Origin of the sequence: Shewanella sp. HL-SH5, from assembly GCF_051163755.1 — a bacterium.
GTDB lineage: Bacteria > Pseudomonadota > Gammaproteobacteria > Enterobacterales > Shewanellaceae > Shewanella > Shewanella glacialimarina.
In genome coordinates this window covers 1,083,419-1,097,786 of record NZ_CP195038.1, presented here as the reverse complement: position 1 = coordinate 1,097,786, position 14,368 = coordinate 1,083,419, and the positions used below count along the sequence as shown (strand labels likewise).

The window sequence follows — 14,368 nt, the reverse complement described above, 5'->3', positions numbered from 1 at the left end:
ACTATTCCTTAAAAGTTGGCTTGTTTATTACCGCTTTTATGCATGGCATCTTCACGCGTAATCAAACCACGATTAACTAACGTTTGTAAGCATTGATCTAACGTTTGCATACCATGGGCCATACCGGTTTGAATGGCTGAATACATTTGTGCCACTTTATCTTCACGAATTAAGTTACGAATAGCCGGTGTACCCATCATAATTTCATGTGCGGCTACACGTCCCCCACCGACCTTTTTAATGAGTGTTTGTGAAATAACTGCCTGAAGTGATTCTGACAACATGGTCCGTACCATGCCTTTCTCACCTGCGGGGAATACGTCAACAATACGGTCAATGGTTTTTGCCGCTGAGGTAGTATGCAAAGTACCAAATACTAAGTGACCCGTTTCTGCCGCTGTCATGGCTAAGCGAATGGTTTCTAAGTCACGCATCTCACCCACAAGAATAACATCGGGATCTTCACGCAGTGCACTTCTAAGCGCCGCATTAAAACTGTGGGTGTGCTTATGCACTTCACGTTGGTTGACTAAACATTGCTTATTTTGGTGAACGAATTCGATTGGGTCTTCAATCGTCAAAATGTGTTCATGACGATTTTCATTAATGTAATCGACCATTGCCGCTAATGTGGTTGATTTACCAGAGCCTGTTGGTCCTGTCACTAATACTAACCCACGAGGAAAGCTGGAGATTTTTTTAAAAATATCCGGTGCACCTAGCTGCTCGAGTGACAAAATATCAGAAGGAATTGTACGAAATACAGCACCAGCACCACGGGATTGGTTAAATGCGTTAACACGAAAACGTGCTAAGTTAGGCACTTCAAACGAGAAATCTATTTCAAGATGTTCTTCGTAATCTTTACGCTGTTTATCATTCATAATGTCGTACACTAAACTGTGTACACCTTGATGATCTAACGGCGGCAAGTTAATTTTTCTGACTTCACCGTCAACACGGATCATAGGTGAAACACCTGCAGAAAGATGTAGATCTGATGCTTTATGTTTTACACTAAAGGCCAGTAATTCAGTGATTTCCATTATAGAGACGTCCATTTTAACAATATGAATACAACAATAGCAGACAGATTATCAATCGCCCAGAGTAGAATGAATCAAGCGGCGCAAAAATGTTCACGCTCGCCCAGCGAGATAAAGCTGCTTGCGGTGAGTAAAACTAAACCTATTAGCGACATTATAGAAGCTTATCAGGCTGGACAGCGACTTTTTGGCGAAAATTATGTCCAGGAAGGTGAGCAAAAAATTATCGCAATGCAACAGGCATATCCAGATATTGAATGGCACTTTATTGGACCATTACAATCGAACAAAACTAAAATTGTTGCAGAACACTTTGATTGGATGCATACCTTAAGCCGTGAGAAAACGGCCAAACGGCTGAACGATCAACGCCCTGCGCAAAAAGCACCGCTTCAGGTGTGCATTCAAGTCAATATTAGCCAAGAAGACACCAAATCAGGTATTGATGCGCAAGCTGTTATTGAATTAGCCAAGCAAATCAGTCAAATGCCAAATTTATCGCTAAGGGGAGTCATGGCCATTCCGACCGCGACAGATGATGTCAACGTCCAGCAAGCTGAGTTCAGTCAACTTAAGCAAATATATCAGCACTTACAGCAACAATTTGAAGGTATTGATACCCTTTCAATGGGAATGAGTGGCGATTTAGATATGGCCATTGCTAATGGTTCTACCATGGTAAGAATAGGCAGTGCGATATTTGGAGACAGAGCGTAAGCTAGCGCTCGCAACACGCTGTATTAACGCCTTCTAAATGTTAGTGCATGCAACATTAACAAGCTCAATAACGATAGAAATATGGGTAGTTTCACCTTCAAGTTGTTCTAAAAGTGATAGCTTATGGATACCGCTGCACAGTGGCTAACATTGAAAATGGCTTTTTTGCCCTCATATAAACAAACATGATACGTAATCGAATTAAAAGTTGGACAATATAATGACACAAGCAAAAGTATGTTTTATTGGTGCAGGAAATATGACCCGTAGCATTATTAGCGGACTGGTAAAAAATGGTTATCCAAGTGAGTTAGTTCACGCGACTAATCCCAGTCAACCTAAGCTTGATGCACTTAATAGTGACTTTGGTATTCTGGTATCTAACGATAATATTCAGGCTGCAAAAGATGCTGATGTGATTGTACTCAGCGTCAAGCCCCAATTGATGCAACAAGTTTGTGAGTCTATGCAAACTCTCGATTTATCCAATAAGTTAGTCATCACTATTGCTGCAGGCATTCCAGCATCGAGATACCCAGAATACTTTAACCAACCCATTAAACTTATTCGCACTATGCCAAATACGCCAACACAATTAGGTTATGGCATGACAGGCATTTTTGCTGATGAAAGTATTACTGAAGCACATAAAGCCATATGCCAAACCTTGATGGAAAGCGGTGGCAAAGTCATTTGGGTCGAAAAAGAAAGCGAACTTAATCAAGTTATCGCGCTTGCTGGCAGCTCACCAGCTTATTTTTTCTTGTTTATTGAGTCAATGATAGAAACAGGCAAAAGAATGGGTATGGATGAAGCCAAAGCACGGGCATTAGCAGAGCAAGCGGCACTGGGTGCGGCGCAAATGGTGATTCAGAATCAAGATTTATCTTTAGCAACATTGCGTAATAATGTCACCTCAAAGGGTGGCACAACAGCCCAAGCCGTTGAAACCTTTGAAAAAGGTGGTTTACGAGAATTAGTCGATAGCGCAATGAGTAATTGTGTTGCTAAAGCAGAAGAAATGGCAAAAACATTTTAAGTATATAAATTGACTTAAATTACGTGTTTTCGCGGTTTTGAGTGCTAAAATCACTCAAGTTATTTTGACATCATTGGTTAATAAATCAGGCCAATGACTATACCCTGAACACTAAAATGGTAAGGCAACATCATGAATGCGATTAGTTTTTTAGTTAGCACCTTGTTTGATTTATATTTAATGGTTGTTATTTTACGTTTTTGGCTACAGCTAGTTAAAGCCGATTTTTACAACCCATTTAGCCAATTTGTAGTAAAAGCGACCCAACCGATTGTCGCGCCAATGCGCAGAGTTATCCCCTCTATAGGTAGCATTGACACAGCATCGTTACTATTAGCTTTAATCGTAGTAATACTCAAAATGTTAGTGCTGACATTCATTGCAGGCGCTGGAATTGATATTGCTACCTTATTACTTTTTTCAGTAGTTTCGGTGCTGAAAAACGCTGGGGTACTGCTATTTTGGATGCTGCTTATTCGTGCGGTATTAAGCTGGTTTAATCAGGGCTACAACCCTATTGTCATGATAATGTCTCAACTTACCGACCCAATTTTAGCGCCAATTCGTAAAGTGATCCCGGCAATCGGCGGTTTAGATTTATCAGTATTAGTATTATTTATTGCGATGAATTTTATCAATATTTTATTTTCCCAATACATTCCATTTTGGGCGATGATTTAGCTTAAAACGTATCATATTGAAAGGCAGTCTTTTTAGACTGCCTTTTTCATACTGAAAACTGGCACTAGATTGATGTAAAAATGGCGTTACGCTTATTGCGACACCTAATGCCAGAATTAACCGCGACACATGATATAGCGCTATACTTACAGTTCTGACATACAGCAGTTTTGCGCTGCTTTTAAAAAGGATATTAAAATGTTTAACAAAATACTCCCGTTTGCACTCATCATGAGCCTAATGCTATTAATTGCGCCAGCACAAGCAGAGCAGAAACAACAAGTCGGTAATTTTGACATTCATTATATGGCACTTAACAGCACCTTTATTACCCCCACTATAGCTAAAACCTATGGTATTGAGCGCAGCCGCTATAACGGCATTATCAATATTGCGGTATTAGATACAAGCCAAGAGGGTAATCCAGCGGTTGCGGTTGAAATATCGGGCATTGCTAATAATTTACTTGATGCAAAAATGGAGCTTAATTTTAAAGAAATTCGTGAAGGCGATGCTATTTATTATATTGCCCAGGTCCCCTATCGTGACGACCAGGAAATTAACTTTTCGATTGCCATTAAACACGCTAAAAAATTAAATACCTCGCTAAAATTTAAGCAAAAGTTTTATGTTGATTGATTAGAATACAGACTAATAAGCCCGTATTGGGTTAGCTAAACTTGCACTGGTTAACTTAGCGAGCTGATTTACCGCCTTCTTTTACTGCTAGCTTGGGGTATAATGCCGATCTTTTCAGATGACAAAATAAGGCAGTTTCATGCAAGCACCCATTTCACAACAAATTGTGTTAGCCAGCGGCAATAAAGGCAAACTTAACGAGTTTGATCAAATGTTGGCCCAATTCAATATTCAAGTGCTTGCCCAAAGCCAATTTAATGTCTCAGAAGTCGCCGAAACTGGTACTACATTTGTTGAAAATGCCATTATTAAGGCTCGTCATGCTGCTGAAATTACGGGTAAACCCGCTATAGCAGATGATTCAGGTATCGAAGTTGACGCATTAGACGGCCAACCAGGTATCTATTCGGCACGTTATTCAGGCCAAGGCGCGACAGAAGTCAGCAACTATCAAAAGTTACTTACAGAAATGAAGTCACATCAAAATCGTGCAGCTCGCTTTCAATGCGTATTAGTGTATATGCGTCATGCCAAAGACCCGACGCCAATTATTTGCCAAGCTGCGTGGGAAGGCACTATTAATTTAGTCCCCCAAGGTGAGCAAGGCCACGGCTACGACCCTATTTTTATTCCACACGGATTTGATAAAACCGCCGCTGAACTAACCAGTGATGAAAAGAATGCCCATAGTCATCGTGGTAAGGCATTAGCCATGTTAGTCGCAGCCATGAAGGCCAAAGGAATTATTCAGGGCTAATAGTAAGTTGAATATTCATTTTTAAAAGCTACCGTTAAGCGAAAAGTGTCATTATACCCATTTAAATAGGCTAACCATCGATGTTGTCATTACCACCACTTAGTTTGTACATCCATATTCCGTGGTGTGTGCAAAAATGCCCTTATTGCGACTTTAACTCCCATGGACAAAATGGCGAGTTACCACAGCAACAATATGTCGACGCGTTATTGGCAGATCTTAAAAATGACCTGAGTTATGTTCAACAAAGACCTATTCACACTATCTTTATTGGTGGCGGCACGCCTTCATTATTTGACGCTAGCCAAATACAACGTTTACTCGAAGGGGTTGAAGCCATGATCCCATTCGAAACAAACATTGAAATTACCATGGAAGCCAACCCAGGCACGCTTGAACATGACGATTTTGCCGCATACCGCGCCGCAGGCGTGACGCGTTTATCTATTGGAGTGCAAAGCTTCTCTAAAGAAAAGCTTAATCTATTGGGGCGTATACACGATCAAGATGAAGCAAAAACAGCAGCAGAGAAAGCCAAGCAAGCCAATTACTTAAGTTTCAACTTGGACTTAATGCACGGTCTGCCCAATCAAAGCTTTGATGAAGCCATGCATGATATTGATACCGCTGGCGCTTTAATGCCACCGCACTTATCTTGGTATCAACTTACCATTGAGCCCAATACTTTGTTTCACTCTAAACCACCACAATTACCCGATGATGAAAAATTGTGGCATATCTATGAGCAAGGACAAAAAATATTAGCTGCACTAGGTTATGAGCAATACGAAATATCAGCCTACGCCAAACCAGGCTTTCAATGCAGACATAATCTTAACTATTGGAAATTTGGTGACTACTTAGGTATTGGTTGTGGCGCCCACGGAAAAATTACTCTGCCAGATACGGACAGCATTATTCGCACAGTCAAAGTTAAACACCCTAAGGGCTACTTGGCGGCGAGTGATTACACCTCAGAAACCACAGAGGTCATAACCGAAGATAGAGCTTTAGAGTATTTAATGAATCGCTTACGTTTGATGACGCCCATTCCTAAAGCAGAATTTGAAGCGCGAACAGGTCAAAGCGCGACAGTTGTAAAAGAAGGTATGGCTAAATCAATTCATCGAGGCTTGTTAACTGAAACCGACACCCATTGGCAGCTGACTTCAAAAGGTCATATGTTTGTCAACGATCTTCTATCACAGTTTATTTAACTGTAATAAAAGGGTTAATCAAAGCAAGGCAACAAATAAGCTTTACATAACATATCAGTCTGGTGCTAACTAGTCGCACCAGACTGTAACTAATTTGAGTGTCTTTCAGGTTATTTTCACAATATCGAAACACTTACTAACACTTCAATTTACACTTTTACCTCCAGCTTTATTAGGATAGCGTTTTTAAAAATAAGATTGGAATGCCCGCAATGCTGATAAAAACTAAAACAACGTTACTTGCGTTGACTCTTTCTAGCCTTTTAAGCGGTAATATTTACGCTCACTCACATTCAATGCCTGCTGATAGTGCTCAAGAAAGTGTTACAAAAGTCAGTTCACCACAGACTGAATCTCAAAGAGCTAATGCATTGTTTGATGAGTTATTCATGCAAAGCATTATGGCTAATCCTATCAATCAAACCTATTTAGGCATAAAGCAAGATTATGATAAATGGGGTGATATTTCAGATGCCGGTGCAGATAAAAATCTTGCACTCGCTAAAGCACAATTAGCTCAATTACTGACATTAGATGTCAGCAAGCTTGATCAACAAACAACCTTAAGTTTTGAGCTATTTAAAGCAAGCTTAGAGCAAGCTATTGCTGATGATAAATGGCGTTACCATACCTACCCGGTTAACCAGATGTATGGTATGCATTCAATGATTGCCTCATTTTTAATTAACCAACATCAAATTACTGATCTAAGCGATGCTAAGGCTTATATCAGCCGTTTAGAAGGCGTAAAGCCTCTGCTGGCTCAACTTGAAGTTGAATTAACCATACGTGCTGATAAAAACATTATTGCCCCTAAATTCGTGTTTCCTTACGTAATATCAGACAGCCAGAATATTATTACCGGTGCACCTTTTGATTCAACGGGAGAAGACAGCGCGTTATGGGCAGATTTTAATCGTAAAGTCGCAAAATTATCTATTACTGAATCAGAAAAAGAATCATTACTTGCTGATGCAAAGTCAGCTTTAATAGACAGTGTAAAACCAGGTTATGAAAGCCTGCTAAGTTACCTGGTTAAATTAGAGAAAAAGGCAGATAACCGAGATGGTGCCTGGAAGTTCCCTGATGGTGAGACCTACTTTAATAATGCCTTAGCTCGTACAACGACTACCGATATGACTTCGGATCAAATCCATGATTTAGGGTTAAGTGAAGTCGCGCGCATTCAAGATGAAATGCGTATTATTATGAAAAAAGTCGGCTTTGAAGGTAATCTGCAAGCATTTTTCGCCTTTATGCGGGATGACAAGCAATTCTACTACCCAGACACTCAAGCGGGTCGTGATGCCTACATTACTGATGCTAAAGCGATGATTGATAATATGGAGTCTCGAATAGATGAAGTATTCAAAATCAAACCTAAAGCAAGTTTGAGTGTACGCCCGGTTGAAGCATTCCGTGAAAAGTCGGCCGGAAAAGCCTTTTATGATCAACCAGCACCAGATGGTTCACGACCTGGTATTTACTACGCTAATCTTTATGACATGAGCGCTATGCCTAAATACCAAATGGAGGCACTGGCTTACCATGAAGGTATTCCTGGTCATCATATGCAAATTGCCATCGCACAAGAGTTAGAAGGTATTCCACAATTCCGTAAGTATGGTCGTTACACTGCTTATAGCGAAGGTTGGGGTTTATATACTGAATACTTCCCAAAAGAAATGGGCTTATATGCTGATCCTTATTCAGACTTTGGCCGCTTAGCCATGGAATTATGGCGTGCCTGTCGCTTAGTGGTAGATACAGGTATCCACACTAAAAAGTGGACCCGTGAACAAGGTATTGCTTATTACGTTGAAAACACGCCCAATGCAGAGTCTGATGCCATAAAAATGGTTGAACGTCATGTAGTTATGCCTTCACAGGCCACAGCTTATAAAGTGGGGATGATTAAAATCCTTGAGCTACGTGAACACGCCAAGAAACAATTAGGCGACAAGTTCGACATTCGCGACTTCCACACACTCGTTTTACAATATGGACCGTTACCATTAGATGTACTGGAAACTAAAGTGAACCGCTGGGTTAAATCGATTAAGTAACGACGTTACGATAAGATGAGTTTTTGAAAATAAAGCAGCGACCATGGGTTGTTGCTTTTTTTTACACAAAAAATAACCCCAGACAAAGTCTGGGGTAAACCAATAAAACTAGGATGATGGTTTCAAAGCTAACATTGTTTTAATTATAAACTGCTGCTAGCCGTGACTCAAAATCTGCGAAGTGGCTGATTTGTACACGCTAATGAAAAGGGGTCATTTCTCAAAATCGTATTTATTCAAATCATTTCGAATCAACTGACATCTATTGTATTCAAATAAGAACAGACTGCAACACCCCCATGGTAAGCAACGGTTAAACCATTGATTTACTAATTTAGCTTTTACTGCATAATAATCAGCTTAAGCTTTTGATAAAAAACACAAATAAAAAAGCCATGCTGGGCTTCATGGCTTTATTCTATTTTAAGAACAATGTTTCCAAAATTACTTACGTAATTTATACAAATGTTCGAATTTAACGTCCCAATATGGCGATGTACCAATATGGCCTTTAATGAAGTCAATAAAGGCACTAACTTTAGGAGCTAAGTGCTTACGTCTTGGGTACACGGCTTGCAAAGGTAAATTGTTGGTCAATTGCCAATCTGTCAGTAAAGGAACTAATGTGCCTTTCTCGATTTCATCTTCCATCAGATAACTGGCAAGATAGGCTATACCTAACCCGCTAACGGCTGCTGATTTTAAAGCCGGTGCATTATCAACGCGGAAATTACCTGATACACCAATCTCACAATAATCGTCACCTCGCTTGAACTGCCACATGCTGTGTTCATGCCATTCACCTTGGTAAACTAAGCAATTGTGTTCAACAAGCTGTTCAGGGCGCGATATGTTACCGTGCTTAGCCACATACTCAGGCGATGCTGCTAATAAGAACTGGCACTTCATTAATGGACGAGCCACCATGCCTAAAGGAAGTTGCTCAGACATCGTTAGCAACAAATCTAAGCCTTCACTAACAACATCAACCTTATGGTCCAACAAACTTACCTGCAACTCTAGATCAGGATGTTTAGCCATAAACGCTGGTAGTGCAGGGATAAGATGCATGGTACCAAATGATTGTGAAATTCCCACTTTAAGTACGCCACGTGTTGCATCATTCAAATTATGCACACTGGAAACCGCTTGTTCAGCATCGCGCAGCAGCTCTTCACCTTGTAAATAAAGTAAATTACCCGCTTCAGTTAAACTTAAACTACGAGTTGTTCGCTGAATAAGCTGCACGCCTAATTTATGTTCTAAATCAGCTACCTGCGTACTTACTTTAGATTTGGATATTCCAAGGCGTCTTGCAGCAGCACTAAAACTACCTGCACGAGCAACATGGGTAAAAATGGCAATTGGTTCTAACAGTTCTAACATGAAAGTCGCCTTAAGCTGTTACGACATTGAAAACGATTTTCGGCAATTTCTTTACTCACTTTATCTTCCATGAATGTCATATCAATGGAAGCCGTTGGCTTAAATAGCATTATTAAACATTAAATAAATCCAATAGGTTGTAAAGTTACGCCAATTATCCGAAAAACTAGCAAAAATTTAAATAGAGTGCATTTTTCTTATAATTTTTATGAGTATAACAAAAAACTATATCATTGCTCTATATTTATAATTGAGAATTTTTTTATCAGAACAAACTTGCTAGTTTACTTGAAGAGGTGCTGCAGGAAGGTACATAACGGATATAAAAAGCCCCCTGCCAAATAAGCACTAGCAGGGGGAAAGTCAGGTGACATACATAAGACATTGAAACCAATGATTTACAAAGTCTTCCTCAAGTTAACGCGCTTGAGTCGCGTAAAATTTATCGGGTAAGGGAAGTAGAAAAGATTATTCAGATAAAGGCTGCGCCTCTAAACTGGCTAGTTTGTAAGGTGCCAATTGTGGAATATCTTTTCTAAGTTGATTTTCTAGTACCATCAACTTTTCAAAATCGCCGCAGACTTTGTCAGCTCGGCCTTCTAAAGCCTCAGATTGTGATTCCATTTGTAATTCAATATCTTTACCTACATTTTCCATTTTAGTCGCAAAAGCATTCATTTTCTGTTCGAATGATCCACCTTCTGAAGACATGATCTGGCTTCCCATGCTCATCATCAAACTTCCAATTGAGTTTGAAACAATGTTTTCCATTTCTTGCTCAAACTCATCATTAAAGGTTTCTTCTAAAGACGATTCTGTTGAACCAATGAAAAACATATCACCCTGCTGATAAGCCATAGTATCTACACGTTGCTCAATACCATCCATCAATTTATCGATTTGGCTACCGGCTGCGTCACCAAGCAACGGAGTCAGCGCCATTGTAACTGCCTGGGTTGCCAAGGTAACAACTTCACCAACTAGATCTATCACCTCAGGCACCTGACGAGAGACTTCATCAGAGTATTGAGTTAATGTTTTTTGCTGAGCAGCCGTTAATTTTACCGGTTTTCCTTCCACGAATAACTGACCAACTTCAACACGGTATTTTTCTAATCCCTTTTCACTGACCTTAACGGATTTAGGCTCAACAGTTACGTCGTAGTGCAAGGTGACATTACAGCTTTGATCGTTCAAAGACATTTTAGCCATTGCAGGGGTGAACGCGCCGGCAGTAAAAATCAGTCCAGAAAATACAAGGCCCGTTAGTAATTTCTGACTATTAAGCGTGCTTTTAGTGACTTGATTATGTTGAGTCATTTAATAAATCCTTTTGCTATACGGGAATCACAATTGACTAAGAAGAAGCAGTCAATCAACAATTATTGATAAGTTACTAATGACATAGCATGTTGTGTGCCAAAAGTAATAAGCCGCTTTATTTCAGTTACTTAAAATAAAATTAAAGATAACACTAACCGAATAACTTAATTGCATTAGCCAAAAAAACTAAAACTTAGTTAAATTAATCATTTTTATCTAGATTAAAATATGTTTAAAAGATCGAGCGACCTAATTTTTGACAAAGATGTTCTAACATTGCGGTTCCGGCCAATGAATTGCCATTACCGTCTAATTCTGGAGACCAAACACAAACAGACATATCACCAGGGATCACGGCAATAATACCGCCACCGACTCCACTTTTACCCGGCATACCTACTCGATAGGCAAATTCTCCCGCACCATCATATAAACCCGAGGTTGCTAACAGGGCATTGAGTTGCCTTGTTTGTATAGGCGTTATCCATTGTTCACCTGACAAGGTTTTACCGCGATTAGCCAGGTAAAGCATCGACTTAGATAAGTCAGCACAATTCATTTTTAAGGCACAGTAATGAAAGTAGTTTTTAAGTACATTTTCAACTACGCCGTTAAAATTACCAAACGATTTCATTAAGTAAGCAATCGCTGCATTACGCGCACTAAAAGCAAATTCAGAATCAGCCACTACTTTGTCGTAACTTATAGTTGGATTCATACTCAGCTTACGCACCACTTCTAACATTTGATGTTTTGGTGCACTGCTTCTGGTTTGTAACAAATCAGCAATGACTAACGCGCCAGCATTAATAAATGGATTACGCGGTTTACCCCGCTCTAATTCAACTTGAACTAGTGAGTTAAAAGAATGCCCTGACGGTTCTTTGCCTACTCGGCTCCATATTTCATCTTCACGATAAAGATTGAGCGCGAGGGTGAGACTAAATACTTTTGAAATAGATTGGATAGAGAAGGGTTCAAGATAGTCTCCAGCTCCAATTGTTTGACCATCAACTGTGGTTACTGCAATTGCAAGTTTAGTACTATCAATATTGGCTAATGCCGGTATGTAATTGGCTACTTTGCCTTTACCTAAAAGCGGCCGAACACTGTCGACCGCCTCTTGTAATAATGCTTGGTTTAGCAATTAACCCCACCAAATATCATATAAAGTTGTAGCTTCTACATCTTTTACTGGTTTGCTTTTCCAAAAATCAGTAATCACTGCAATGTCTTCATCGGTACATTTACCAATGTGTTGAGTCGCAATAATACCTTGCCATTCTTTATGTCCGCCGCCATGGAAGCCTAATTGGCGAGGCTCGATCACTTCATGAATAAATTGATCGATTAAGCTATCAATATCTTGCTCTGACACAGACTCTTCAAACGTCCATTGGATGTCAAAACCAAACTCTTGGAACTCATCAACTCGTAATTTCTTACGTAAACGACGGCTACGATTTGTTGCCATGATACTGTCTCCTAATTTAGACGTTATTAACTAATACGTTCGAACATAATATCCCAAACACCATGGCCTAAGCGATGACCCCGTGCTTCAAATTTTGTTAATGGACGATAATCTGGTCTTTCAACCACTGTGCCAGTGGCAGATTGGTTTTTAAAACCTTCAGCAACTTGCATTACTTCAAGCATATACTCGCTGTAATTTTCCCAGTCGGTCGCCATATGAAATACGCCACCAATTTTAAGTTTACGGCGAATTAGCTGCGCAAATTCAGGCTGCACTATACGACGTTTATTATGACGTTTTTTGTGCCAAGGATCCGGGAAGAATAACTGCACACGTGATAATGAACCATCTGCAATACTGTGCTCTAGCACTTCCATAGCATCGTGATGATAAACGCGTAAGTTAGTCACTTGCGCTTCACCTGCATCGCCTAAACATGCGCCAACACCTGGTTTATGTACTTCAATGCCTATGTAGTTAAGCTCAGGTGCAGCTTTAGCCATTTGCACTAAAGAGCCACCCATACCGAAACCGATTTCTAATACGGTATCAGCTTCACGGCCAAATACTTGGCTGAGATTTAATGCTTCAGGACTGTAATCAAGCCCCATTGCTGGCCAATGTGATTCAATAGCTTGTGACTGACCTTTAGTTAAACGGCCTTCACGTAATACAAAGCTTCTGATTTTACGAAGGTACTTACCTTCTTCATTAAATTCAGCTGTAGTAACGTCGCTCATTTTTGCCTCTTTATTACAATGGTGCAATTTCCACCGAAACGGCCCGGATCATAATAGTTAATCTTAAATTTTTTATTTCAGCGGCACAGTATACCTAATCTACTAACAATTGTTTATATAAACCTTGTTTGATTATAGGCGTATCGCTACACTGCCCGCATGAAAATAGCAGCCACTTTCGCTGAGCGTATTATCGCTTGGTATGATGTTCACGGTCGTAAAAAATTACCGTGGCAGATCAATAAAACCCCATATAGAGTATGGGTTTCAGAGATAATGTTACAACAAACCCAAGTTGCAACAGTGATCCCCTATTACGAAAAATTTATGGCAAGGTTTCCTACCGTTGTCGATTTAGCAAATGCGCCACAGGATGAAGTGCTTCATCTTTGGACTGGCCTTGGCTATTACGCCAGAGCCCGTAACCTGCATAAAGCCGCTATCCATGTTCGCGATGTGTTTAAGGGTGAATTTCCCATTGAATTTGAACAAGTGCTAGCATTATCGGGCATTGGCCGTTCAACCGCTGGAGCCATTTTGTCATTGTCACTTGGCCAGCACCACCCTATTTTAGACGGTAATGTTAAACGCGTATTGGCTCGACATGGTGCTGTTGAAGGATGGCCCGGACAAAAGGCCGTTGAACAAGCCCTGTGGCATTTAACGGAACAGTTAACTCCAAGTGATGATGTGCAAAAGTACAATCAAGCTATGATGGATTTAGGCGCTAGCATTTGTAGCAGAAGCAAACCTCAATGCGCATCTTGTCCAGTAGCCATTGATTGTATTGCTCAACTTAGTGGCAAACAAAGCCTATATCCGGGTAAAAAGCCTAAAAAGACAATTCCGACTAAACAAGCCTGGATGTTAGTCATGCTTCATCAAGGCCAAGTACAATTAGTACAACGTCCACCTACTGGCATTTGGGGCGGATTGTGGTGTTTTCCACAATTTGATGACCAAGCATCAATAGAGCAGTATTTAGCGTTACAGTCGCTGCAAAAATCTGCCATTGACTTAGTCGGTTTTCGGCATACATTTAGTCATTTTCATTTAGATATTCAGCCTATTATGGTTGAAGTGTCTACTCAAAATGACGTTAGAGTCCCACAGGAATTTACTGGGGTGATGGAACAAAGTCCACCACTCTGGTATAACATCAAGCATCCAGCCAAAGTCGGATTAGCCGCCGCAACAGAAAAGATTCTTGGCAATCTTGGTGCGGTGTTAAATCAACAGTCTGATTCTGTCGCTTCCCCCGTTCACGTTAAGGAGTAAAC

General features: G+C 40.2%; 14 protein-coding genes. 8 read left to right on the top strand and 6 right to left on the bottom strand.

The features are described from left to right. Positions 1–8: 8 nt before the first annotated feature. On the bottom strand, positions 9–1,046 hold the full coding sequence (locus ACRWQM_RS04755; RefSeq protein WP_434926820.1) for a type IV pilus twitching motility protein PilT: 1,038 nt from the start codon (positions 1,044–1,046) through the stop codon (positions 9–11). A gap of 24 nt (positions 1,047–1,070) precedes the next feature. On the opposite strand from ACRWQM_RS04755, the gene ACRWQM_RS04750 reads away from it, so the two are divergent. The 7 genes from ACRWQM_RS04750 to ACRWQM_RS04720 all read left to right on the top strand — a co-directional run bounded on the left by ACRWQM_RS04750 (position 1,071) and on the right by ACRWQM_RS04720 (position 8,162). Continuing rightward, the gene (locus tag ACRWQM_RS04750; RefSeq protein WP_434931416.1) at positions 1,071–1,763 is read left to right on the top strand and encodes a YggS family pyridoxal phosphate-dependent enzyme; all 693 of its coding nucleotides are present in this window, start codon (positions 1,071–1,073) and stop codon (positions 1,761–1,763) included. A gap of 220 nt (positions 1,764–1,983) precedes the next feature. Then, entirely contained in the window at positions 1,984–2,802 is an 819-nt protein-coding gene (gene proC, locus ACRWQM_RS04745) for a pyrroline-5-carboxylate reductase (RefSeq protein ID WP_434931415.1), read from the top strand. A gap of 132 nt (positions 2,803–2,934) precedes the next feature. Continuing rightward, positions 2,935–3,483 (top strand): YggT family protein, encoded by a 549-nt coding sequence (locus tag ACRWQM_RS04740; protein WP_434931414.1) that lies wholly within the window; start codon positions 2,935–2,937, stop codon positions 3,481–3,483. Positions 3,484–3,681: 198 nt separating this feature from the next. Next, entirely contained in the window at positions 3,682–4,122 is a 441-nt protein-coding gene (locus ACRWQM_RS04735; RefSeq protein WP_434926824.1) for a DUF4426 domain-containing protein, read from the top strand. A 139-nt stretch (positions 4,123–4,261) separates the two neighbouring features. After that, a complete protein-coding gene (gene rdgB / locus ACRWQM_RS04730) occupies positions 4,262–4,879 on the top strand; it encodes an RdgB/HAM1 family non-canonical purine NTP pyrophosphatase (protein ID WP_434926825.1) in 618 nt (205 codons plus the stop codon). Between the two features lie 80 nt (positions 4,880–4,959). Beyond that, the gene (gene hemW / locus ACRWQM_RS04725; protein WP_434931413.1) at positions 4,960–6,096 is read left to right on the top strand and encodes a radical SAM family heme chaperone HemW; all 1,137 of its coding nucleotides are present in this window, start codon (positions 4,960–4,962) and stop codon (positions 6,094–6,096) included. 212 nt (positions 6,097–6,308) lie between these two features. Beyond that, positions 6,309–8,162: a DUF885 domain-containing protein gene (locus ACRWQM_RS04720; protein WP_434931412.1), complete on the top strand. Its 1,854-nt coding sequence runs from the start codon at positions 6,309–6,311 to the stop codon at positions 8,160–8,162. Positions 8,163–8,606: 444 nt separating this feature from the next. Here ACRWQM_RS04720 and ACRWQM_RS04715 read toward each other — a convergent pair whose 3' ends face one another. The 5 genes from ACRWQM_RS04715 to trmB all read right to left on the bottom strand — a co-directional run bounded on the left by ACRWQM_RS04715 (position 8,607) and on the right by trmB (position 13,088). Then, on the bottom strand, positions 8,607–9,548 hold the full coding sequence (locus tag ACRWQM_RS04715; protein ID WP_226414080.1) for a LysR family transcriptional regulator: 942 nt from the start codon (positions 9,546–9,548) through the stop codon (positions 8,607–8,609). A gap of 468 nt (positions 9,549–10,016) precedes the next feature. Next, a complete protein-coding gene (locus ACRWQM_RS04710) occupies positions 10,017–10,868 on the bottom strand; it encodes a YggN family protein (protein WP_434931411.1) in 852 nt (283 codons plus the stop codon). A gap of 235 nt (positions 10,869–11,103) precedes the next feature. Continuing rightward, the gene (gene glsB, locus ACRWQM_RS04705; protein ID WP_434926828.1) at positions 11,104–12,018 is read right to left on the bottom strand and encodes a glutaminase B; all 915 of its coding nucleotides are present in this window, start codon (positions 12,016–12,018) and stop codon (positions 11,104–11,106) included. Beyond that, a complete protein-coding gene (locus ACRWQM_RS04700; RefSeq protein ID WP_226414077.1) occupies positions 12,019–12,345 on the bottom strand; it encodes a 50S ribosome-binding protein YggL in 327 nt (108 codons plus the stop codon). 26 nt (positions 12,346–12,371) lie between these two features. After that, positions 12,372–13,088: a tRNA (guanosine(46)-N7)-methyltransferase TrmB gene (gene trmB, locus ACRWQM_RS04695; protein ID WP_434931410.1), complete on the bottom strand. Its 717-nt coding sequence runs from the start codon at positions 13,086–13,088 to the stop codon at positions 12,372–12,374. Between the two features lie 159 nt (positions 13,089–13,247). Between trmB and mutY the strand changes: the two genes are divergently transcribed. Continuing rightward, complete coding sequence (mutY, locus tag ACRWQM_RS04690) at positions 13,248–14,366, top strand: A/G-specific adenine glycosylase (protein WP_434931409.1); 1,119 nt, start codon at positions 13,248–13,250, stop codon at positions 14,364–14,366. The last annotated feature ends 2 nt before the right edge of the window (positions 14,367–14,368 follow it).